Source organism: Streptomyces sp. NBC_00247, assembly GCF_036188265.1.
In the GTDB taxonomy this organism is placed as follows: Bacteria; Actinomycetota; Actinomycetes; order Streptomycetales; family Streptomycetaceae; genus Streptomyces.
In genome coordinates this window covers 1,605,698-1,628,056 of sequence record NZ_CP108093.1, presented here as the reverse complement: position 1 = coordinate 1,628,056, position 22,359 = coordinate 1,605,698, and the positions used below count along the sequence as shown (strand labels likewise).

Below are 22,359 nucleotides of genomic sequence, written 5' to 3'. Positions count from 1 at the left end.
CACGATTCGATCCGCGCAACCCGAAGCACTCCTTCGCGCCCCCTGTTGTTCGGCGCCTGTCAAGTCAAGCGCGCCCCGCGCCGGACAGCTTCATTCGAAGGGGTGGCGAATGGTGGCGTTTCTGAATTCGCCCTCGCGGCGAGGGTGATCGTAGGATTACCGTCGGTACACGGACTCTGGGAGTATGAGCACCCGCGGGTATGCCGGTGGCAACCCGTTTTCTTGTTCGATGGCGGACGACTTCCGTACGGGCGGTACCGGGTTACGGCATTCTGGGTGGCCGGGCAGAGGTTCGCACGAAGAGGTTTCGGCGAGATGGGGGCGTTCCGGTGAGTGGCAGTGGCGCAGGCGACACGAATGCCGGAAAGCGCCCCAACGGGCAATTGGGATCATGGTTCGTGCGCAGCGGCTGGTCCAAGGGCGAGCTCGCACGCCAGGTCAACCGGCGGGCCCGCCAGATGGGCGCCCACCACATCAGCACCGACACCTCACGTGTGCGGCGGTGGCTCGACGGCGAACAGCCCCGTGAGCCGATCCCGCGCATCCTGTCCGAACTCTTCTCGGAGCGCTTCGGCAGCGTCGTCGCCGTGGAGGACCTCGGGCTGCGGACCGCCCACACGTCGCCGTCCGTCTCCGGAGTGGATCTGCCCTGGGCGGGCCCGCAAACCGTCGCCCTGCTCAGCGAGTTCTCCCGCAGCGACCTGATGCTCGCCCGCCGGGGCTTCCTCGGCTCCTCGCTCCAACTCGCCGCCGGACCCTCGCTGATCGAGCCCATGCAGCGCTGGCTGGTGCCCGTCGCCCCCACCGGTCCGGCCGAGACCGAATCGCCCGCCGCCGCCCGCCGCCCGTCCCGCCTCTCCAAGCCCGAACTCGACCTGCTGGAATCCACCACGGCGATGTTCCGCCAGTGGGACGCGCAGTGCGGCGGCGGACTGCGCCGCAAGGCGGTCGTCGGCCAACTCCACGAGGTCACCGACCTGTTGCAGGAACCCCAGCCCGCCGCCACCGCCGTCCGGCTCTTCCGCTGCGCCGCCGAACTCGCCGAGCTGGCAGGCTGGATGAGCTACGACGTAGGCCTCCAGCCCACCGCGCAGAAGTACTTCGTCCTCGCCCTGCACGCGGCCAAGGAGGCCGGCGACAAGTCGCTGGGCTCGTACATCCTCTCCAGCATGAGCCGGCAGATGATCCACCTCGGCCGCCCGGACGACGCTCTGGAACTGATCCACCTCGCGCAGTACGGCAGCCGGGAGTGCGCGACGGCACGTACCCAGTCGATGCTGTATGCGATGGAGGCCCGCGCCTACGCCAACATGGGCCAGCCCGGGAAGTGCAAGCGCGCGGTCCGCATGGCCGAGGACACCTTCCTCGACGCCGGTCTGGACGACGAGCCCGAGCCCGACTGGATCAAGTTCTTCTCCGAGGCCGAACTCAACGGCGAGAACGCCCACTCCTACCGTGACCTGGCCTATGTCGCCGGCCGCAGTCCCACGTACGCCTCGCTCGCCGAACCCGCCATGGCCAGAGCCGTCGAGCTGTTCGCCGAGGACGACGAGCACCACCGCAGTTACGCGCTCAACCTCATCGGCATGGCCACCGTCCATCTGCTCAAGCGCGAGCCCGAAGAGTCCATGGTGCTGGCCGGCCAGGCGCTCGCCGTCGCCAAGAAGGTCCGCTCCGAGCGGGTCAACACCCGTCTGCGCAAGACCGTCGACGCCGCTGCCAGGGACTTCGGGGACGTGGCGGACGTCGCGCACCTCACCGAGGCGCTCGGCGACCAGTTGCCGGAGACCGCCGAAGCGATCTGATCCGGCGCCGCGCCCACCGGCCGCGGCGGCCGTCCCGAGACCACCGGCAGGCTCCAGGGCCTGTATGGGGTTGGCCCGCGGCGTCGCGGGGCTGGGCACGCGCGCTCGCGGTGTTGCCGAAACGCCCTGGTAGCTCCGCTACAAGGACGCTCCGGCGCCTTGCGATCGCACGCACCCAGCCCCGCTCCTTCTTCCGCGCGACAACCCCATACAGGCCCTAGGGCGCCAGGTGGGCGGGGGGCCGCCGTGGCCGGTTCGCGTGTCGCGGGATTTCAACCGCACCGTATGCGGCATGGACCGCATGGTAGGCGGGACACCGGTTACGTCGCTCCGGGTTCATGCCGACGTAACACTCCCGGCGGCTTCGTCACTGCGGCGAAACACCGAGCGGCATCCGTGGAAACGGTGCTCCGCCAATCTCATGGCGCATAAGGCCCGCACCTTTCTCAGTGGTCCCGCAGCCTTCCCCCGCACGCCGCGGCCGCTCCGACGACGAGGAGACGCCGATGCCCCCAGGCATCACGACGCTTGCCGCAGACACCCCCCAGCTGTCTGCCGCCAACACCGGGTTCATGCTCATCTGCTCGGCCCTGGTGATGCTCATGACCCCGGCCCTCGCCTTCTTCTACGGAGGCATGGTCCGCGTCAAGAGCAGCCTGAACATGCTGATGATGAGCTTCATCAGCCTCGGGATCGTGACGATCCTGTGGGTGCTCTACGGATTCAGCCTCGCCTTCGGCACCGACTCCGGCTCCATCATCGGCTGGTCGTCCGACTACGTCGGCCTCAGCGGCATCGGTCTGACCGAGCTCTGGGACGGCTACACCATCCCGGTGTACGTCTTCGCCGTCTTCCAGCTGATGTTCGCCATCATCACCCCCGCCCTGATCAGCGGTGCTCTCGCCGACCGCGTGAAGTTCACCGCCTGGGCGCTCTTCATCACCCTCTGGGTGACCGTGGTCTACTTCCCCGTCGCCCACTGGGTCTGGGGCGCCGGCGGCTGGCTCTTCGAGCTGGGCGTCATCGACTTCGCCGGCGGTACGGCCGTCCACATCAACGCGGGTGCCGCCGCCCTCGGTGTGATCCTCGTGATCGGCAAGCGCGTCGGCTTCAAGCGCGACCCGATGCGGCCGCACAGCCTGCCGCTCGTCATGCTCGGCGCCGGCCTCCTGTGGTTCGGCTGGTTCGGCTTCAACGCCGGCTCCTGGCTCGGCAACGACGACGGCGTGGGCGCCGTGATGTTCGTCAACACGCAGGTCGCCACCGCCGCCGCGATGCTCGCCTGGCTCGGGTACGAGAAGCTGCGCCACGGTTCCTTCACCACCCTCGGTGCCGCCTCCGGCGCCGTCGCCGGACTCGTCGCCATCACCCCCTCGGGCGGTGCCGTCAGCCCGCTCGGCGCGATCGCGGTCGGTGCCATCGCCGGTCTCCTCTGCGCCATGGCGGTCGGCCTGAAGTACAAGTTCGGCTACGACGACTCGCTCGACGTCGTCGGCGTCCACCTCGTCGGCGGTGTCGTCGGCTCGCTGCTCATCGGGTTCTTCGCCACCGGCGGAGTCCAGTCCGACGCCAAGGGCCTCTTCTACGGCGGCGGCCTCGACCAGCTCGGCAAGCAGGCCGTAGGAGTCTTCTCCGTCCTGGCCTACTCTCTGGTGGTGTCCGCGGTCCTCGCCTTCCTCGTCGACAAGACGATCGGGATGCGGGTCACCGAGGACGACGAGATCTCCGGCATCGACCAGGTCGAGCACGCCGAGACCGCGTACGACTTCAGCGGAGCCGGCGGCGGCGCGGCCTCCCGTACCGCGGCACCGGTCCTGGACACCCCGGCAGCTCCGAACAAGAAGGTGGACGCATGAAGCTCATCACGGCGGTCGTGAAGCCCCACCGGCTGGACGAGATCAAGGAGGCCCTCCAGGCCTTCGGCGTCCAGGGGCTGACCGTGACCGAGGCCAGCGGCTACGGACGCCAGCGCGGCCACACCGAGGTCTACCGCGGTGCCGAGTACACCGTCGACCTCGTACCGAAGATCCGCATCGAGGTCCTGGTCGAGGACGAGGACTCCGAACAGCTCATCGACGTCGTCGTGAAGGCCGCCCGGACCGGCAAGATCGGTGACGGCAAGGTCTGGAGCGTGCCGGTCGACACGGCGGTCCGGGTACGGACCGGCGAACGCGGCCCGGACGCTCTCTGACACCGACGCCCGTGGAACGGAAGGCAACTGGGTGACGAGTACCGAAGTGACCACCGAATCCGAAGACTCGGGACCCAGCGGCTACGCGGCGGCCCGGCTGCGCCTCCTCCAGCAGGAGACGCGGTCCGGGCCGCCGCGCCGTTCGGCCCTGGCCGGCCTCACCGACGACTGGCTGAACGCCCTCTTCACCGCCGCCGCCGAACACGCGGGGGTACGCGGCGCCGCCCTCGTCGCCGTCGGCGGATACGGCCGCGGCGAACTCTCCCCGCGCAGCGACCTGGATCTGGTCCTGCTGCACGACGGGTCGGCCGACGCCGGAGCCGTCTCGGCCCTGGCGGACCGGATCTGGTACCCCGTCTGGGACCTGGGCCTCGCGCTCGACCACTCCGTACGCACCCCGGCGGAGGCACGCAAGGCCGCGGCCGACGACCTCAAGGTCCACCTCGGCCTGCTGGACGCCCGCGCGGTCGCCGGCGACGTGGGCCTCGTCACCGCGCTGCGCACCCACGTCCTCGCGGACTGGCGCAACCAGGCCCCCAAGCGACTCCCCGCCCTCCGCGAGCTCTGCCAGGAGCGGGCCGAACGCATGGGCGAGCTCCAATTCCTCCTGGAACCCGACCTCAAGGAGGCCCGAGGCGGCCTCCGCGACGCCACCGCCCTGCGCGCCGTCGCCGCCTCCTGGGTGGCCGACGCCCCCCGCGAAGGACTCCTCGAAGCCCGCCGCGTCCTCCTCGACACCCGCGACGCCCTGCACCTGGTGACCGGCCGGGCCACCGACCGGCTCGCCCTCCAGGAACAGGACCAGGTCGCCGAGGCACTCGGCCTGCTCGACGCCGACGCCCTGCTCCGCCAGGTGTACGAGGCCGCCCGTACCGTCTCGTACGCCAGTGACGTCACCTGGCGCGAGGTCGACCGCGTGCTGCGCGCCCGCTCGATGCGCCCCCGCTTGCGCGCCATGCTCGGCGGCGCCAAACCCGCCCCCGAACGCACCCCGCTCGCCGACGGGGTGGTCGAGGCGGACGGCGAGGTCGTCCTCGCCCGCTCCGCCCGCCCCGAGCGCGACCCCGTACTGACCCTGCGCGCGGCGGCCGCCGCCGCCGAGTCCGGGCTCCCGCTCTCCCGCCACCTGGTGCGCCACCTCGCCGGAGCCGCGGCGCCCCTCTCCGTACCCTGGCCACCCGAGGCCCGCGAGGAGTTGGTCACCCTGCTCGGCGCGGGCGAGGCGACCGTCGCGGTGTGGGAGGCCCTCGAAGCCGAAGGCATCGTCACCCGGCTGCTGCCCGACTGGGAGCGCGTCCACTGCCGCCCCCAGCGCAACGCCGTCCACACCTGGACCGTCGACCGCCACCTGGTCGAGACCGCCGTCCGCGCCTCCTCCCTGACCCGCCGGGTCGGGCGCCCCGACCTCCTGCTGGTCGCCGCCCTGCTGCACGACATCGGCAAGGGGTGGCCCGGCGACCACTCCGTGGCCGGCGAGGTCATCGCCCGCGACATGGCCACCCGCATCGGCTTCGACAAGGCCGACGTCGCCGTCGTCGCCACGCTCGTACGCCGCCACCTGCTGCTCATCGAGACCGCGACCCGCCGCGACCTGGAAGACCCCGACACCGTCACGGCGGTCGCCGAGGCGGTCGGCTCCCTCTCCACCCTGGAACTGCTCCACGCGCTCACCGAGGCCGACGCGCTGGCCACCGGACCCGCCGCCTGGAGCACCTGGCGTGCCTCCCTCGTCGACGACCTCGTCGCACGGGTGGCCGCCGTACTGGCCGGGGAGGCACCCGCCGACCCCGGGCCCGCCGTGCCCGACGCCGAACAGGAGCGCCTCGCCGTCGAGGCGCTGCGCACCCGCGAACCCGTCCTCGCCCTGCGCACCCAGCCCGAACCGCCCTCCGAGTCGGGCGAACCGGGCCCGGTCGGCGTCGAACTCCTCATCGCGCTGCCGGACCGGCCCGGGGTGCTGCCCGCCGTCGCGGGGGTGCTCGCCCTGCACCGCCTCACCGTCCGCGCCGCCGACCTGCGCGCCGTCGAGCTCCCCACCGAGCTGGGCGAGTCGGCCGACCTGCTGCTGCTCAGCTGGCGGGTGGCCGCCGAGTACGGCGAGCTGCCGCAGGCCTCCCGCCTCCGCGCCGACCTCCTGCGGGTGCTCGACGGGGCGCTCGACATCCAGGCCCGTCTCGCCGAACGGGAGTCCGCCTACCCCCGGCGGCGCGGCATCAAGGCCCCGCCGCCCCGGGTCACGGTCGCCTCGGCCGCCTCGCGCCAGGCCACGGTCATCGAGGTCCGCGCCCAGGACGCCCCGGGGCTGCTGCACCGGATCGGGCAGGCGCTGGAGGACAGTGCGGTACGGGTGCGCTCGGCCCATGTCGCGACGCTGGGCGCCAACGCGGTGGACACCGTCTACGTCACACGCGTGGACGGGACGGTCCTCTCCGACGAGGAGGCCGCCACCGTGGCGAAGTCGCTGGAGGCCGCCCTGCGCTGAGCGGGCCGTCCCGGCCCGGGGTGCGGGAGGAGCGTGCTCTCCTCCCGCACCCCGGGCCGGGCCGTGCCGCCGCGCGCCCGCCCCCGTACGTACCGATCGCCACCGGCGAGGACGGCCGCTCGCCCGGGCCGGATACTCTAGGAGGCGACCTGTTACGCCCCCGACCCTGAGGACCGACGAGCGCCGTGTTCGATACTCTCTCCGACCGCCTTGCCGCGACTTTCAAGAACCTCCGGGGCAAGGGCCGCTTGTCCGAGGCGGACATCGACGCCACGGCTCGCGAGATCCGTATCGCCCTGCTCGAAGCGGACGTCGCGCTTCCGGTGGTCCGCGCCTTCATCGCCAACGTCAAGGAGCGGGCGCGCGGCGCCGAGGTCTCCGGCGCGCTGAACCCGGCCCAGCAGGTCGTCAAGATCGTCAACGAGGAGCTCGTCTCCATCCTCGGCGGGGAGACCCGGCGGCTGCGGTTCGCGAAGAACCCGCCCACCGTGATCATGCTCGCGGGCCTCCAGGGTGCCGGTAAGACGACCCTCGCCGGAAAGCTCGGCCTCTGGCTCAAGGGGCAGGGACACAGCCCCCTCCTCGTCGCCTGCGACCTCCAGCGCCCCAACGCCGTCAACCAGCTGAGCGTCGTCGCCGAGCGCGCCGGCGTCGCGGTGTACGCGCCCGAGCCGGGCAACGGCGTCGGTGACCCGGTGCAGGTCGCGAAGGACTCCATCGAGTTCGCCAAGACCAAGGTCCACGACATCGTCATCGTCGACACCGCGGGCCGCCTCGGTATCGACCAGGAGCTGATGCGCCAGGCCGCGGACATCCGCGACGCCGTCAGCCCCGACGAGATCCTCTTCGTCGTCGACGCGATGATCGGCCAGGACGCGGTCAACACCGCCGAGGCCTTCCGCGACGGCGTCGGCTTCGACGGCGTGGTGCTCTCCAAGCTCGACGGTGACGCCCGCGGTGGTGCCGCCCTGTCGATCGCCCACGTCACGGGCAAGCAGATCATGTTCGCGTCCAACGGCGAGAAGCTCGACGAGTTCGACGCCTTCCACCCGGACCGCATGGCCTCCCGCATCCTCGACATGGGTGACCTGCTCACCCTCATCGAGCAGGCGGAGAAGACGTTCAGCCAGGAAGAGGCCGCCAAAATGGCCTCCAAGCTGGCGTCGAGCAAGGGCAAGGACTTCACGCTCGACGACTTCCTGGCCCAGATGGAGCAGGTCCGCAAGATGGGCTCCATCTCCAAGCTGCTCGGCATGCTGCCCGGCATGGGGCAGATCAAGGACCAGATCGCCAACATCGACGAGCGCGACGTGGACCGCACCGCCGCGATCATCAAGTCGATGACGCCCAAGGAGCGCGCCGAGCCGACGATCATCAACGGCTCGCGCCGGGCCCGTATCGCCAAGGGTTCGGGCGTCGAGGTCTCCGCGGTGAAGAACCTCGTGGAGCGCTTCTTCGAAGCCCGCAAGATGATGTCGCGGATGGCCCAGGGCGGCGGGATGCCCGGGATGCCGGGGATGCCGGGCATGGGTGGCGGTCCCGGCCGGCAGAAGAAGCAGATCAAGCAGGCCAAGGGCAAGCGCAAGAGCGGCAACCCGATGAAGCGCAAGGCCGAGGAGCAGGCCGCCGCGGACCGCCGCGAGCAGGCGGCGGCCCAGGGCGGCGCCTTCGGCGTGCCCGGCCAGGCCGCGCAGGGCAAGGACTTCGAGCTGCCGGACGAGTTCAAGAAGTTCATGGGCTGACCGCTGCGGGCCCGCCCGGTTCACGGGCGCCCGCAGGAGGCGAGAAGGGGCGCGCACCGCGACGGTGCGCGCCCCTTCTCGCGTGCCGCGGGTCGTGCCTCCGGGGTGTGCCGCGTACGGCCCATGGGGCTCACCCTCCGGGGGCTATGGAGCGTTTTCTCCCCTAATGTCGCGAATAGCGCCACTCACGGTCGTCGGCAGAGGAGAGCGTGTGACCACCCCCGTACCTCCCCGCGATCGCCCCGACCAGCCCTGGCGCTCCGAAGGAGCACCCCCGCCCCCTCCGCAGCGCCGGAAGATGCCCGGCGGCTGGGGACGGCTGCTGCTCACCGCGCTGATCGTCTACCTCCTCGCCAACCTGGTGCTCTCCCTCTTCAACGGCGACGACGAGCCGACCATCGCCTACACCGAGTTCACCAAACAGGTCGGCGCCGGGAACGTCTCCAAGATCTACTCCAAGGGCGATGCCATCCAGGGCGAGCTCAAGAAGAAGGCGAAGGTCCCCGGCGAGGACACCGAGTACACCAAGTTCACGACCCAGCGGCCCGCCTTCGCGGACGACGACCTCTGGGACGAACTGGTGGACGACGACGTCACCGTCACCGCCGAGCCGGTCGTCCAGCAGCGGAGCTTCCTCGCCAACCTCCTGATCTCGCTGGCGCCGATGCTGCTCCTCGTCCTGCTCTGGGTGTTCATCGCCCGGCGGATGTCGCGCGGCGGTCCGGGCGGCGGGATGGGCGGCTTCGGACGCAAGGCGCCGCCCAGACCGGTCGCCCTGGAGAGCTCCACCCGCACCACCTTCGCCGACGTGGCCGGCATCGACGAGGTGGAGGGCGAACTCAACGACGTCGTCGACTTCCTGAAGAGCCCCGAGGCCTACCGGAAGATGGGCGCCCGCATGCCGGGCGGGGTCCTGCTCGCCGGGCCGCCCGGTACCGGCAAGACGCTGCTGGCGCGCGCCGTCGCGGGCGAGGCCGGGGTGCCCTTCTTCTCGGCCTCCGCCTCCGAGTTCATCGAGATGATCGTCGGCGTGGGCGCGGGCCGGGTGCGCGAACTCTTCGCCGAGGCCCGCAAGATCGCGCCCGCCATCGTCTTCATCGACGAGATCGACACCATCGGCCGCGTCCGCGGCGGCGGTGCGGGCATGGGCGGCCACGACGAACGCGAGCAGACGCTCAACCAGATCCTCACCGAGATGGACGGCTTCTCCGGCTCCGAAGGCGTGATCGTGCTGGCCGCGACCAACCGCGCCGACGTACTCGACCCCGCCCTCACCCGGCCCGGCAGATTCGACCGCATCGTGCAGGTCAGCCCGCCGGACCGGGGAGGCCGCGAGGCGATCCTGAAGATCCACACCCGGCGGATCCCGCTCGCCGACGGAGTCGACCTCTCCCGGGTGGCGGGCGCCACCCCCGGGATGACCGGCGCGGACCTCGCCAACCTCGCCAACGAGGCGGCGCTGCTGGCCGTCAAGCGCAAGGGGTCCGAGGTCGAGCAGACCGACCTCTTCCAGGCGCTGGAGAAGGTCCAGCTCGGCGCCGAACGCCCGCTGGTCATGCCGGAGGAGGAGCGCCGCAGGACCGCCTACCACGAGAGCGGCCACGCCCTGCTCGGCATGCTCCAGCCGGGAGCCGACCCGGTGCGCAAGGTCACCATCGTGCCGCGCGGCCGGGCTCTCGGCGTCACGCTCTCCACGCCGGACGCCGACAAGTACGCGTACACCGAGGACTACCTGCGCGGCCGGATCATCGGCGCCCTCGGCGGCATGGCCGCCGAACACGTGGTCTACGACGTCATCACCACGGGCGCCGAGAGCGATCTGGAGCAGGTCACCAGCCTGGCGCGGGGCATGGTCGGACGGTGGGGGATGAGCCACCGGGTGGGCAGGCTCACGGCCATCCCGGCCGACGCCCAGCAGGCGTACGGGCTGTCGGCCGCGCCCGCCACGCTGGACGCGATCGACGAGGAGATGCGGCGCATCGTCGACGAGTGCTACGAGGACGCCTGCCGGCTGCTGCGGGAGAACCGCGACCGCCTCGACTCGCTCGCCGAGGCGCTGCTGGCGAACGAGACGCTGGAGGAGGCGGAGGCGTACCGCGCGGCGGGCATCACCCGGCTGGAGAAGCCGCACCCTGCGTGAAGGGCGCCCCGTGGCAGCGTGTCCGTTCACGCCGCCGCGGGGCGCGGGCGGATCTCAGCAGACGCAGACCAGGTAGCGGAAGACGTTCGGCATCCACACCGTGCCGTCGGACCGCCGGTGCGGATGCAGCGCCTCCGCGATCTCCTTGGCGACCTGACCGCAGTCCGTGGCCGCCACCGCCGCGTCGAAGAGCCCGGTCGAGAGCAGCCCGCGGACCGCGCTGTCCAGGCCGGCGTAGCCGAACGGGCAGGACACGCGGCCCGAACCGTCCGGTTTCAGCCCCGCACGGGAGGCGATCTCCTCCAGATCGTCCCGCCGCGCCGGCCGCCGGGCGCCGGAGCGCGCGCCGCCGGACGGGTTCGCGAGCCGGTCCGCCACCTCCAGCACCGCGGCCGTGGCACACCTCTCGGGCGGCCCCCAGCCGGTCAGTACGACGGTCGCGCCCCGGGCCGCCAGCGGTACGGCGGCCTCCAGCCCGGGGGTGAGCCCTTCGGAGTCGCCCGCCGCGCAGCCGATCGGGTCGAAGGCGGTGAGCAGGTTGTACGGAACACCGTCCGCGGGGGCCGCCGCCGGGACGGCGTCGAACAGCCGCGGTGGCGCGCCGGCCGCGGGACCGTACGGCCCGGCCCGGCCCGCGGGCCCCTCCGCCCCCGGCGGCAGCAGCCGCTCCCGGGCCAGGGCGAGCCGGTCGCGGTCGGTGTCCACGCCGGTGACCCGGGCCCCGCGGGCGGCCGCGATCAGCAGCGCGAGCCCGGAACCGCAGCCGAGGGAGAGCATGCGGGTGCCGGACCCGATTTCGAGTCTTTCGTAGACCGCTTCGTACAGCGGTGACAGCATCCGCTCCTGGATCTCTGCCCAGTCGCGGGCACGGGTACCGGTGTCCACCGGAGCGGGGGTGTCCGCGTACCTGCGGTGCCGGACGAGCGTTGGTGTCATGGATGTACCCCAATCGCCAAGAGGGTTCGGTCGTGCCCGAATGGGCGCCCCCGCGTGCGGGCGTCCGCATCCCCGTATGTCAGAGAACTGCGCATCAGCCGCCGCGTCCAGGGGGCGCAGGGTCATTCATTGCGCGCCCTGGACGTGCGCCCTCCGGGGGCGGGGTGCGCCGCACCGCCGACTCTCGCCGTTGGGAAGGCGGTACCGATCAGCTTCGCGGGCCTCGCGGTCCGCAGGGTGGCGCCGCGCGGTCCGGCGGTCCGCGGTGGGACGGGCGGACATCCGGAACGCGAGCCTCCCGTTCCTTCCGCCCAGTCTTACCCGACACGCCGAGCGCAGCACGTCGAGCCTCCACCGCCCGCGTACGGCGTGGTCACGGGGGTGGTCGCGGGGCTCGGGCGGACGGCCCGCGCGTGCGCCGGACCGCGCACGGGGGCGGCGGGCGGGGCCGGTGCTCCGTTCGGGGGGCGGGCCCGGTAGCCTCGCCCCGACCGGGCGCGGACCGCGTCTCCCGTTCCGGTTCCCGGCCCCGCCACCTCACGGGGACCCGGGCTCCGGGCGGTGCGCGAAAGCATGCGAAAGCGGTACGGACCCGTGCACCCCGACGAGAGTGTCTACGTGTTATTACGTACGAGCTTGGTGTGAGCTGTGCGGCTTCTCCGCAGTTCGGCGTACCCGCCCGCGTACACGGGGCATCGCCGCCAACCGGCTGGTACGTGCAAATTATTTGGGATGCCCCGGAATAGGAACACCGGGGCCCTCAGGCTCGTTATCACGACGTGAGCACGACACCACCTGTACTTGCCGCAGAGCTGGCACAGGCGTGGGCCGACATTCAGCGGTACCACCCCGAGCTGCCCGATCTCGCCGCACCCGAGTCCCTGATCGGAGAGTCCTCGTCCGCCTGTGGCGCCGAACTCTCCTTCGAGCGACTGCTCCACGAGGCAGTCCACGGCATCGCCGCCGCCCGAGGTGTCCGCGACACCTCCCGCGCCGGCAGGTACCACAACCGACGTTTTCTGGCGATCGCGGAAGAGCTGGGCCTCGACCACACCGAGGAGCCCCACCCCAGCAGCGGCTTCTCGCTGGTCACCCTCGACGCGGAGGCCAAGAGGCGCTACCGCCCCACGGCCGAGCGCCTCCAGCGCGCGCTGAAGGCGCACACCGTGGCGACGGCCGCCGACACCAAGCGGTCCTTCCGGGGCCCCGCCGCCCGGCACGGCTCGTCCGGTGGCGGCGTCCGCGTCAAGGCCGTCTGCGACTGCGGACGCAACGTCCGCGTCGTCCCCTCGGTCCTCGCCCAGGCGCCGATCGTCTGCGGGGGCTGCGGCAAGCCGTTCCGGATTCCGGAAGCCACCGTCGCGGTGGGGTGAGCAGATGGCGTGTGGCACAATGGACAGCTGCACTCGACAGTCGCACAGGACCCCTCTCTCCTCCGGCTGACGCGTCCATCGGGCACCTCGGGTGCCACAACCCCACGTGGCATTTTGTTGTGCCCAATCCCGTCAAGACCAGGAGACACCACTTCCGTGGCAGTCAAGATCAAGCTGAAGCGTCTGGGCAAGATCCGTTCGCCTCACTACCGCATCGTCGTCGCCGACTCCCGTACCCGCCGTGACGGCCGGGCCATCGAGGAGATCGGCCTGTACCACCCGGTGCAGAACCCGTCCCGCATCGAGGTCAACGCGGAGCGCGCGCAGTACTGGCTGTCCGTCGGCGCCCAGCCGACCGAGCCCGTCCTGGCGATCCTGAAGCTCACCGGTGACTGGCAGGCCCACAAGGGCCTCCCGGCCCCCGCGCCGCTGCTGCAGCCGGAGCCCAAGGCCGACAAGCGTGCGCTGTTCGAGGCTCTGACCTCCGACGGCGACGAGGCCAAGGGCGAGGCCATCACCCCGAAGGCCAAGAAGTCCGAGAAGAAGGCTGACGAGGCGGCCGACGCCGCCGAGTCGACCGAGGCCTGAGCATGCTCGAGGAGGCTCTCGAGCACCTCGTGAAGGGCATCGTCGACAACCCCGACGATGTGCAGGTCGCCTCGCGTGATCTGCGCCGCGGACGCGTGCTGGAGGTCCGGGTGCACCCCGACGACCTCGGCAAGGTGATCGGCCGCAACGGCCGCACCGCGCGTGCTCTGCGCACTGTCGTGGGCGCCATCGGCGGCCGTGGCATCCGTGTCGACCTCGTCGACGTGGACCAGGTGCGCTGAAAAGGTTGAACACCGGCCAGGGCCGGGGAGGGCTTCACAGCCGTCCCCGGCCCTTGTCGTCGCTCCGGCGCCGAGGCCGCGTCCGACGATTCGCGCCGCCCGACGGGAATCGTCAGTCACGGCCCGGTGGCGCCCGGGGCGGCCCTCCCGTACCCCCGGCGCTGTCGCCCGGCTCATCCCGGACGCCCGCGTCCGCCCCATCAATCGGAGAATCAGCGTGCAGTTGGTAGTTGCGCGGATCGGCCGCGCCCATGGCATCAAGGGCGAAGTCACCGTCGAGGTCCGCACGGACGAGCCGGAGCTGCGCCTCGGCCCCGGTGCCGTGCTCGCCACCGAACCGGCGGGGGTGGGACCCCTCACGATCGAGACCGGCCGGGTGCACAGCGGCCGGCTGCTGCTCCGCTTCGCGGGCGTGAGCGACCGGACCGGCGCCGAAGCGCTGCGCAACACCCTGCTGATCGCCGACGTGGACCCCGAGGAGCTCCCCGAAGACCCGGAAGAGTTCTACGACCACCAGCTGATGGACCTCGACGTGGTCCTCGCGGACGGTACGGAGATCGGCCGGATCACCGAGATCACCCACCTGCCCTCGCAGGACCTGTTCATCGTGGAGCGCCCGGACGGCAGCGAGGTGATGATCCCCTTCGTCCAGGAGATCGTCATCGAGATCGACCTGGAGGAGCAGCGGGCCGTCGTCGACCCGCCGCCCGGTCTGATCGACGCGAGCGAGGCGCTCGTCGCCTCCTCGCGCGACGAGGAGGCCGAGGGCGGCGACGGGGAGGCCGGCGGCAGCGCCGAAGGGGCCGACGCGGGGAGCAAGGCGTAATGCGTCTCGACGTCGTCACGATCTTCCCCGAGTACCTCGAACCGCTGAACGTCTCGCTGGTGGGCAAGGCCCGCAACCGGGGCAGCCTGGACGTGCACGTCCACGACCTGCGGGAGTGGACGTACGACCGGCACAACACGGTGGACGACACCCCGTACGGCGGCGGCCCCGGCATGGTCATGAAGACCGAGCCCTGGGGCGACGCGCTCGACCAGGTGCTCGCCGACGGCTACGAGTCCGGCGCGCACAGCCCGGTCATGGTCGTGCCCACGCCCAGTGGACGCCCCTTCACCCAGGAACTCGCGGTCGAGCTCTCCGAGCGGCCCTGGCTGGTCTTCACCCCGGCGCGGTACGAGGGCATCGACCGCCGTGTGACGGAGGAGTACGCCACCCGCATGCCGGTCGTGGAGGTCTCCATCGGGGACTACGTCCTGGCCGGAGGGGAGGCGGCCGTACTCGTCGTCACGGAGGCCGTGGCCCGTCTGCTGCCCGGTGTCCTCGGCAACGCCGAGTCGCACCGGGACGACTCCTTCGCCCCCGGCGCCATGGCCAACCTGCTGGAAGGCCCCGTCTACACCAAGCCCCCCGAGTGGCGCGGCCGGACCATCCCTGACGTACTGCTCACCGGCCACCACGGGAAGATCGCGCGGTGGCGCCGGGACCAGGCGTTCGCCCGTACCGCGCTGAACAGGCCCGATCTGATCGAACGCTGCGCCGCGACCGACTTCGACAAGAAGGACCGGGAGATCCTCTCCATCCTCGGCTGGGCACCCGAGCCCGGTGGCCGATTTTGGCGCAGGCCTTCCGCCGTGGAAGAATGAGCAGCTGCTGTACGTCCGACGTGCGCCCCTGCCACAGGGGGAACGACGTCCGCCCGACGTGGTCAGCACATTCGATCTTCCAGACGATCTCCCGTCGATGACCTGTGGCATCGGCGAAGAAAGCAGACACAATGGCTTCCCTGCTCGATGGCGTCAACGCCGCCTCCCTGCGTTCGGACCTCCCGGCGTTCCGCGCCGGTGACACCGTCAACGTCCACGTGCGCGTGATCGAGGGCAACCGCTCCCGTATCCAGCAGTTCAAGGGCATCGTCATCCGCCGTCAGGGTGCGGGCGTCAGCGAGACCTTCACGGTCCGCAAGGTCTCCTTCAGCGTCGGCGTCGAGCGCACCTTCCCGGTGCACAGCCCGATCTTCGAGAAGATCGAGCTCGTCACCCGCGGTGACGTCCGTCGCGCCAAGCTGTACTTCCTCCGTGAGCTGCGCGGCAAGGCCGCGAAGATCAAGGAGAAGCGCGACCGCTGAGCTGACACCGACGTCCACAGCGCGGCCGGATAGGCTTCGGCCGCGATGGACACGGAAGAACAGCACACGAAGCGCGATCGCTCCTCCGGACCCGCGAAGGGTCCGCAGGAGCGATCGCGCTTTTCGCGTTCCGGGAGCTCTGAGGACCGGCCGGCCGATCCCGGAGGCCTGCCGGGTGAGCCGGGTGATGGGAACGAGCCGGGCCGGGGCGACGGTGGGCGGACCGGGCGGAGGCCCGCGCTGCGACGGGCGGCCCTGATCTGCGCCGCCCTGCCTGCCGCCGTACTGCTCCTCAGCGCGTTCGTCGTGCAGCCCTTCCTCATCCCGAGCGGCTCGATGGAGCCCACGCTGCGGGTCGGGGACCGGGTGTTCGTGAACAAGCTGGCCTACCGTTCCGGCTCCGCGCCGGCGAGAGGAGACGTCGTCGTCTTCGACGGCGCCGGCTCCTTCGTGCCGGACACCGCGGGTCGCAATCCCGTCGCCGGACTGCTGCGCGGGGCCGCCGCGGTCCTGGGTCTGGCCGATCCGCCGGACACCGACTTCGTGAAGCGGGTCGTCGGGGTGGGCGGCGACCACGTGGTCTGCTGCGACCGGGACGGCCGGCTGGAGGTGAACGGCACCCCCCTGGACGAGGAGTACCTGCACACGGGAGACGCCCCGTCCCGGGTACCGTTCGACATCGTCGTGCCCGGCGGCACCCTGTGGATGATGGGCGACCACCGTGACCGGTCCAGCGACTCGCGCAGCCACCTCGGGGAACCCGGGGGCGGCATGGTGCCGGTGGACCGGGTGATCGGACGGGTGGACCTGATCGGCTGGCCCTGGAGCCGGGCGGGAGCGCCGACCGGCTCCGGCGGCGCGTTCGACGGCGTACCCGCGCCGGACGGCTCGCATGGGTAGCCGCGGTCGCGGGAACCGCCCGGCAGCCGAGGACGCCTCGTACGGTGCCGTGGACACGGACCGGTCCGCGCGGCCGGACGGGACCGGGGGCGACCGTACGCCACCGACCCGGGCCGAGCGGCGGAAGCTGGCGCGGCGGGTCGCGCGACGGCGCCGCAGGTCCCGGGTGGTCGAGGTACCCCTCCTGCTGGTGTTCGCGCTGCTCATCGCGCTGTTCCTCAAGACCTTCGTCGTCCAGGCCTTCGTGATCCCCTCCGGGTCGATGGAACAGACCATCCGGATCGGTGACCGGGTCCTGGTCGACAAGTTCACGCCGTGGTTCCACGCGGAGCCGCAGCGGGGCGACGTGGTGGTCTTCAAGGACCCCGGGGGCTGGCTGGGAGAGAGCGGGACCGCGAGCACCGCTGCCGCACCGGCCGGTGTCCGGCAGGCGAAGGAGCTCCTCACCTTCATCGGGTTGCTGCCATCCGCCGACGAACAGGACCTGATCAAGCGTGTGATCGCGGTCGGCGGCGACACCGTGAAGTGCTGCGGCGAGGACGGACGGCTCACGGTCAACGGGGTGGCCGTCGACGAGCCCTACCTGAACCTTGGGGATGTGCCATCGGCCATCCAATTCGAGGTAAAGGTTCCCGAAGGCCGGATCTTCGTCATGGGCGACCACCGGTCCAATTCCGCCGACTCCCGCTACCACCTCGGCAACGGCTTCGACGGCACGGTGCCGCTGTCGGACGTCGTGGGGCGCGCCGTGGTCATCGCCTGGCCGGTGGGAAGCTGGGCCACGCCGGGCCACCGCGACGCGTTCTCCGGGGTGCCGGACGCGGCGGCGGGAGCGTCGGCCGCCCCCGGTCTCTCGCATAGTGTGTCCCACCAGGATCCCTACGGAATGATCCCGCTCCCGACCCCTGCGGAACTCCCGCTCGTTATGGGAGTGATGGGCCTGCGTCGCATCCGGCGCGGGCCGTGGCACGGATTGAGGAGTGGATGTGGGGGATTTGGCGGTCGGCGCACGATCCGGACACGACGAACCCGAGGACCGGCCCGGACGGGACGGGGACCCGGCAGAGGCGGCGGCGGACCGGACGGGGGATGACGACACTCCGGACAGTGCTGCCGGAGGCCCCAAGCAGCGCTCCTTCTGGAAGGAGCTGCCGCTCCTCATCGGGATCGCGCTCGTCCTGGCCCTGCTGATCAAGACCTTCCTGGTCCAGGCGTTCTCGATCCCCTCGGACTCCATGCAGGACACGCTCCAGCGCGGCGACCGGGTGTTGGTGGACAAGCTCACCCCGTGGTTCGGCTCCGAGCCGGAACGCGGCGAGGTCGTCGTCTTCCACGACCCGGGCGGCTGGCTGGAGGGTGCGGCCACCCCCGATCCGAACATCGCGCAGAAATTCCTCAGCTTCATCGGGCTCATGCCCTCCGCCGAGGAGAAGGACCTGATCAAGCGGGTCATCGCGGTGGGCGGCGACACGGTGGAGTGCAAGCAGAACGGCCCCGTCACGGTGAACGGGAAGGCTCTGGACGAGAAGTCGTTCATCTACCCGGGCAACACCCCCTGCGACGACAAGCCGTTCGGCCCGATCAAGGTCCCCGAGGGCCGGATCTGGGTCATGGGCGACCACCGTCAGAACTCTCTGGACTCCCGCTACCACCAGAACCTCCCCGGCCAGGGCACCGTCTCCGTCGACGATGTCGTCGGCCGTGCCGTGCTGGTGGTCTGGCCCGTCAACCGGTGGGCGACGCTGCCGGTGCCCAGCACCTTCGACCAGTCCGGCCTGAACGCCGCGGCGGCGGTCGGTCCGGCCGCGCTCGGGGTGGCAGGAGCGCTCCCCCTGGTCTTCTGGCGCCGCAGGAGGCTGACCGGCGGTCGTACCGACGGGTAGTGTGCCGACTCGGATCAGCGATTGTCGATCTCCGATGGGGGACGCTGGGATGAGTGGAACAGGACGTACGGGAGACGGCCACGGTCGGCTCGGCAGTGTGCTGTCGGGTCTGACCGTGGCCGTCGGCTGTGTGCTTTTCCTCGGCGGGTTCGCCTGGGCCGCACTGGTGTACCGGCCGTACACCGTGCCGACCGATTCGATGTCCCCGACCGTGGCGGCCGGGTCCAAGGTGCTGGCGCAGCGGATATCGGGCGACGAGGTGCGGCGCGGCGACGTCGTGGTCTTCACGGACAAGGTGTGGAGCGACTCCCCGATGGTCAAGCGGGTCATCGGGACCGGAGGCGACATCGTGGTCTGCTGCGACGCGAAGGGCCGGCTCACCGTGGACGACGTGCCGATCGAAGAACCGTATCTGCAGAAGCCGGTGGGCAGCTCCGGAGATCTCGGGGACTCCGGGGCTTCCGGGGCTTCCGCAGAGAGCGAGGGCTCCGCCCCGGCGGCCTCGTCGGAGTTCAGCGCGGAGGTCCCCGAGGGGGAGCTCTTCCTGCTCGGGGACAACCGGGTGACCTCCCTGGACTCCCGGGTCCACATGGCGGAGGAGGGGCAGGGTGCGGTGCCGCGCGACACGGTCGAGGCGCGGGTGGACGCCGTGGTCTGGCCCTCCCGCGGCATGCTCGACCGGGCGGACGGGTTCGCCGCGCTTCCCGGCGGGATCTCGTCCCGGGGTCCGCTGCCGCTCCAGCTCTCGGCCGTGGTGCTGGGCGTGATCCTGATCCTGGGCGGCTGCGCCTACGGGCCGGTGGCCGCGTGGATCCGGCGCGCCAAGTCCGCCGAGGCGGTGGCCGGTGTCCGCTGAGATCCGGACGGTCGCCCGGGTCGTCCTCCTCGACCCGCAGGAGCGGATTCTGCTGCTCCACGGCTTCGAACCCGAGGACCCCGCGAAGACCTGGTGGTTCACTCCGGGTGGCGGGCTGGAGGGCGACGAGAGCCACGAGCAGGCCGCCCGCCGCGAGCTCGCCGAGGAGACCGGCATCACGGACATCGAACTCGGTCCGGTCCTCTGGAAGCGCAGGTGTTCCTTCCCCTTCGACGGCCGCCGCTGGGAACAGGACGAGTGGTACTTTCTCGCGCGAACCGAGCAGACCGCCACCGACCTGGGGGGTCTGACCGAACTGGAGCGCCGCAGCGTGGCGGGTCTCAGGTGGTGGACTTCCGCCGAACTGCGGGCGACCCGTGAGACGGTGTATCCGACCAAGCTCGCCGAACTGCTGCGCACGCTGCTCGACGAGGGTTCTCCGAGCGTTCCGCAGATTCTCGCCCCCGAAATCGCCTGAACGTCCGGGGGCGTCACCGGCTGCAGCACAATGGGGGGACGCACGGCTGAAGGGGACGCATGCCATGAGCGCCGAGGACCTCGAAAAGTACGAGACCGAGATGGAGCTGAAGCTCTACCGGGAGTACCGCGACGTCGTCGGTCTGTTCAAATACGTGATCGAGACCGAACGTCGCTTCTACCTCACCAACGACTACGAGATGCAGGTCCACTCGGTCCAGGGGGAGGTGTTCTTCGAAGTGTCCATGGCGGACGCCTGGGTCTGGGACATGTACCGGCCGGCGAGATTCGTCAAGCAGGTGCGTGTGCTGACCTTCAAGGACGTGAACATCGAGGAGCTCAACAAGAGCGACCTCGAACTCCCGGGCGGCTGACCGCCACCCGGCGAGAGGGCGGGGAGTCGGGCCGGGGCGTGTGACGGATCGTTTCCCCACTCGTCAATGCGGGCGACCCGGTCATCCTCAAGGGTGGCCGGGTTTTCCACATCCGGGAAGTTGTCCACCAAGATCCACAAGGATCGGCCGCCCCGCGCAGAGTCGGTGCCGGAGGTGGTGCCGGATGAAGAACGCACGGGGAGCACTCGGGCGGTACGGCGAGGAGTTGGCGGCGCGGCTGCTGACCGAGGCGGGCATGGCCGTGGTGGAGCGCAACTGGCGCTGCCGGGCCGGAGAGATCGACATCGTCGCACGCGACGGTGACGCACTCGTCGTCTGCGAGGTGAAGACCCGCAGATCGGCGGAGTACCAGCACCCGATGGCGGCCATCACCCCCGCCAAGGCGGAACGGCTCCGGCGGCTCGCCGAGTTGTGGCTCGACGCGCACGGAGGGCCGCCGCGGGGCGGCGTGCGCATCGACCTCGTCGGGGTGATCGTGCCCCGGCGAGGCGGTCCGGTCGCCGAGCACGCGCGGGGGGTGGCCTGAGATGGGGTTCGCGCGAGCCTGTTCCGTCGCCCTGGTCGGCGTGGAGGGCGTGGTGGTGGAGGTCCAGGCGGACCTGGAACCCGGAATCGCGGCCTTCACACTGGTCGGACTGCCGGACAAGAGCCTGGTCGAGAGCCGGGACCGGGTCAGGGCGGCCGTCGTCAACTCCGGGGCCCAGTGGCCGCAGAAGAAGCTCACGGTCGGTCTCTCCCCGGCCTCCGTACCGAAGTCGGGTTCGGGTTTCGATCTCGCTGTCGCGTGCGCGGTGCTCGGCGCCGCCGAGCGGATCGATCCGGCGGGGATCGCCGACGTCGTCATGATCGGGGAGCTGGGCCTGGACGGACAGGTACGCCCGGTGCGCGGAGTGCTGCCCGCGGTCCTCGCCGCCGCCGAGGCCGGATACCACCACGTCGTGGTCCCCGAGCAGACCGCGGGGGAGGCGGCACTGGTGCCGGGAGTCTCGGTCCTGGGCGTACGGAGCCTCCGCCAGCTGATCGCGGTCCTGAGCGACGAACCGGTGCCGGACGAGCCGGCCGGTCAGCAGAGCAGGCCCGACACCCTGCTCGCCGGACTGATGGTGCCCGGCTCCGGATTCGGTGCGGGACTCGCGCTGCCAGGAGGGCCGGGCGGGACGTACGCCAAGGACCTGAGCGACGTCGCGGGACAGGGCAGGCCGCGCAGGGCCCTGGAGATCGCCGCGGCCGGCGGACACCATCTGCTGCTCTCAGGACCCCCGGGTGCCGGAAAGACGATGCTGGCCGAGCGGCTGGCGGGCATTCTGCCACCGCTGACACGGCGCGAAGCCCTGGAGGTGACCGCGGTGCACTCGGTCGCGGGAATCCTCCCGCCGGGCGAGCCACTGGTGAGCGCCGCACCGTACTGCGCCCCGCACCACTCGGCCACCATGCAGTCGCTCATCGGCGGGGGCAACGGACTGCCGAAACCCGGGGCCGTCTCCCTGGCCCATCGAGGAATCCTCTTTCTGGACGAGGCCCCCGAGTTCTCGGTCAGGGCCCTGGACGCCCTGCGCCAGCCCCTGGAGTCCGGCCACGTGGTGGTCGCCCGGGCGGCGGGGGTGGTCAGACTGCCGGCGCGCTTCCTGATGGCGCTGGCGGCGAATCCGTGCCCCTGCGGCCGGCACAGCCTGGCCGGGGCCGGCTGCGAGTGCCCGCCCTCGGTGATCCGCCGCTACCAGGCCCGGCTGTCCGGGCCCTTGCTGGACCGGGTGGACCTGCGGGTCGAGGTGGAGCCCGTCACCCGCGCGGACCTGGTGGACGGCGGGGGCCGGGGCGAGTCGACCGCCGTCGTGGCCGACCGGGTGCTCGAAGCCCGTGCCCGCGCGGCCGGGCGGCTGGCCGGCACGCCCTGGACGACCAACAGCGAGGTGCCGGGCCATCAGCTGCGCACCCGGCTGCTCGCGGCTCCCGGGGCGCTGGCCGCCGCCGAACGGGACATGGAGCGGGGCGCCCTGACGGCGCGAGGCCTCGACCGGGTGCTGCGGGTGGCCTGGACCGTCGCGGACCTGCGCGGCGCGGACCGCCCGGACGCCTCGGACGTCACCGTCGCCCTGGAACTGCGGACCGGCGTCCCGCGCGGAGTGCCCGTGAACGCGAGGGCCTCGTGACCGGGGCGCGGCGGGAGCCCGTGCCGCAGGGGCCCGTGCCCCAGGACCCCGTGCCCCAGGACCCCGTGCC

At 71.5% G+C, this 22,359-nt stretch carries 21 protein-coding genes; 20 read left to right on the top strand and 1 reads right to left on the bottom strand.

The window, feature by feature from the left end:
- Positions 1-329 precede the first annotated feature (329 nt).
- The 6 genes from nsdA to ftsH all read left to right on the top strand — a co-directional run bounded on the left by nsdA (position 330) and on the right by ftsH (position 10,360).
- On the top strand, positions 330-1,805 hold the full coding sequence (gene nsdA / locus OHT52_RS06485; protein WP_328719178.1) for a transcriptional repressor NsdA: 1,476 nt from the start codon (positions 330-332) through the stop codon (positions 1,803-1,805).
- A 506-nt stretch (positions 1,806-2,311) separates the two neighbouring features.
- Positions 2,312-3,661, top strand: a complete 1,350-nt coding sequence (locus tag OHT52_RS06480; RefSeq protein WP_328719177.1) for an ammonium transporter — start codon at positions 2,312-2,314, stop codon at positions 3,659-3,661.
- Positions 3,658-3,996, top strand: coding sequence for a P-II family nitrogen regulator (locus tag OHT52_RS06475; RefSeq protein ID WP_299533529.1), 339 nt, complete (start codon positions 3,658-3,660; stop codon positions 3,994-3,996). The genes OHT52_RS06480 and OHT52_RS06475 overlap by 4 nt, the downstream gene beginning before the upstream one ends.
- A 31-nt stretch (positions 3,997-4,027) precedes the next feature.
- The gene (locus OHT52_RS06470) at positions 4,028-6,478 is read left to right on the top strand and encodes a [protein-PII] uridylyltransferase (protein ID WP_328719176.1); all 2,451 of its coding nucleotides are present in this window, start codon (positions 4,028-4,030) and stop codon (positions 6,476-6,478) included.
- A gap of 185 nt (positions 6,479-6,663) precedes the next feature.
- Complete coding sequence (gene ffh, locus OHT52_RS06465; protein WP_328719175.1) at positions 6,664-8,220, top strand: signal recognition particle protein; 1,557 nt, start codon at positions 6,664-6,666, stop codon at positions 8,218-8,220.
- A 211-nt stretch (positions 8,221-8,431) separates the two neighbouring features.
- On the top strand, positions 8,432-10,360 hold the full coding sequence (ftsH, locus tag OHT52_RS06460; RefSeq protein WP_328719174.1) for an ATP-dependent zinc metalloprotease FtsH: 1,929 nt from the start codon (positions 8,432-8,434) through the stop codon (positions 10,358-10,360).
- Positions 10,361-10,414: 54 nt separating this feature from the next.
- Here ftsH and OHT52_RS06455 read toward each other — a convergent pair whose 3' ends face one another.
- A complete protein-coding gene (locus tag OHT52_RS06455; protein ID WP_328719173.1) occupies positions 10,415-11,296 on the bottom strand; it encodes a methyltransferase domain-containing protein in 882 nt (293 codons plus the stop codon).
- Between the two features lie 779 nt (positions 11,297-12,075).
- Between OHT52_RS06455 and OHT52_RS06450 the strand changes: the two genes are divergently transcribed.
- From OHT52_RS06450 to OHT52_RS06385, 14 genes are all read left to right on the top strand, one after another.
- The gene (locus OHT52_RS06450; RefSeq protein WP_328719172.1) at positions 12,076-12,669 is read left to right on the top strand and encodes a hypothetical protein; all 594 of its coding nucleotides are present in this window, start codon (positions 12,076-12,078) and stop codon (positions 12,667-12,669) included.
- Between the two features lie 156 nt (positions 12,670-12,825).
- Positions 12,826-13,257 carry a 30S ribosomal protein S16 gene (gene rpsP, locus OHT52_RS06445; RefSeq protein WP_266709635.1) on the top strand — a complete coding sequence of 144 codons (432 nt, stop codon included), beginning with the start codon at positions 12,826-12,828 and terminating at the stop codon, positions 13,255-13,257.
- A 2-nt stretch (positions 13,258-13,259) separates the two neighbouring features.
- Entirely contained in the window at positions 13,260-13,499 is a 240-nt protein-coding gene (locus OHT52_RS06440; protein ID WP_014153811.1) for an RNA-binding protein, read from the top strand.
- A gap of 217 nt (positions 13,500-13,716) precedes the next feature.
- Complete coding sequence (gene rimM / locus OHT52_RS06435) at positions 13,717-14,325, top strand: ribosome maturation factor RimM (protein ID WP_328719171.1); 609 nt, start codon at positions 13,717-13,719, stop codon at positions 14,323-14,325.
- A complete protein-coding gene (gene trmD / locus OHT52_RS06430; protein ID WP_328719170.1) occupies positions 14,325-15,146 on the top strand; it encodes a tRNA (guanosine(37)-N1)-methyltransferase TrmD in 822 nt (273 codons plus the stop codon). The genes rimM and trmD overlap by 1 nt, the downstream gene beginning before the upstream one ends.
- A 131-nt stretch (positions 15,147-15,277) precedes the next feature.
- Entirely contained in the window at positions 15,278-15,628 is a 351-nt protein-coding gene (rplS, locus tag OHT52_RS06425; RefSeq protein ID WP_266709644.1) for a 50S ribosomal protein L19, read from the top strand.
- Positions 15,629-15,673: 45 nt separating this feature from the next.
- Positions 15,674-16,528 carry a signal peptidase I gene (lepB, locus tag OHT52_RS06420; RefSeq protein ID WP_328719169.1) on the top strand — a complete coding sequence of 285 codons (855 nt, stop codon included), beginning with the start codon at positions 15,674-15,676 and terminating at the stop codon, positions 16,526-16,528.
- On the top strand, positions 16,521-17,621 hold the full coding sequence (lepB, locus tag OHT52_RS06415; protein ID WP_328719168.1) for a signal peptidase I: 1,101 nt from the start codon (positions 16,521-16,523) through the stop codon (positions 17,619-17,621). The genes lepB (OHT52_RS06420) and lepB (OHT52_RS06415) overlap by 8 nt, the downstream gene beginning before the upstream one ends.
- Positions 17,524-18,411: a signal peptidase I gene (lepB, locus tag OHT52_RS06410; RefSeq protein ID WP_328723636.1), complete on the top strand. Its 888-nt coding sequence runs from the start codon at positions 17,524-17,526 to the stop codon at positions 18,409-18,411. The genes lepB (OHT52_RS06415) and lepB (OHT52_RS06410) overlap by 98 nt, the downstream gene beginning before the upstream one ends.
- A gap of 49 nt (positions 18,412-18,460) precedes the next feature.
- Positions 18,461-19,267, top strand: a complete 807-nt coding sequence (gene lepB / locus OHT52_RS06405) for a signal peptidase I (RefSeq protein WP_328719167.1) — start codon at positions 18,461-18,463, stop codon at positions 19,265-19,267.
- Entirely contained in the window at positions 19,257-19,745 is a 489-nt protein-coding gene (locus OHT52_RS06400) for an NUDIX hydrolase (RefSeq protein WP_328719166.1), read from the top strand. The genes lepB (OHT52_RS06405) and OHT52_RS06400 overlap by 11 nt, the downstream gene beginning before the upstream one ends.
- 64 nt (positions 19,746-19,809) lie before the next feature.
- Entirely contained in the window at positions 19,810-20,118 is a 309-nt protein-coding gene (locus tag OHT52_RS06395) for a DUF2469 domain-containing protein (protein WP_003965949.1), read from the top strand.
- A gap of 184 nt (positions 20,119-20,302) precedes the next feature.
- Entirely contained in the window at positions 20,303-20,665 is a 363-nt protein-coding gene (locus OHT52_RS06390; protein WP_328719165.1) for a YraN family protein, read from the top strand.
- Position 20,666: 1 nt separating this feature from the next.
- Positions 20,667-22,289: a YifB family Mg chelatase-like AAA ATPase gene (locus OHT52_RS06385; RefSeq protein WP_328719164.1), complete on the top strand. Its 1,623-nt coding sequence runs from the start codon at positions 20,667-20,669 to the stop codon at positions 22,287-22,289.
- Positions 22,290-22,359 lie beyond the last annotated feature (70 nt).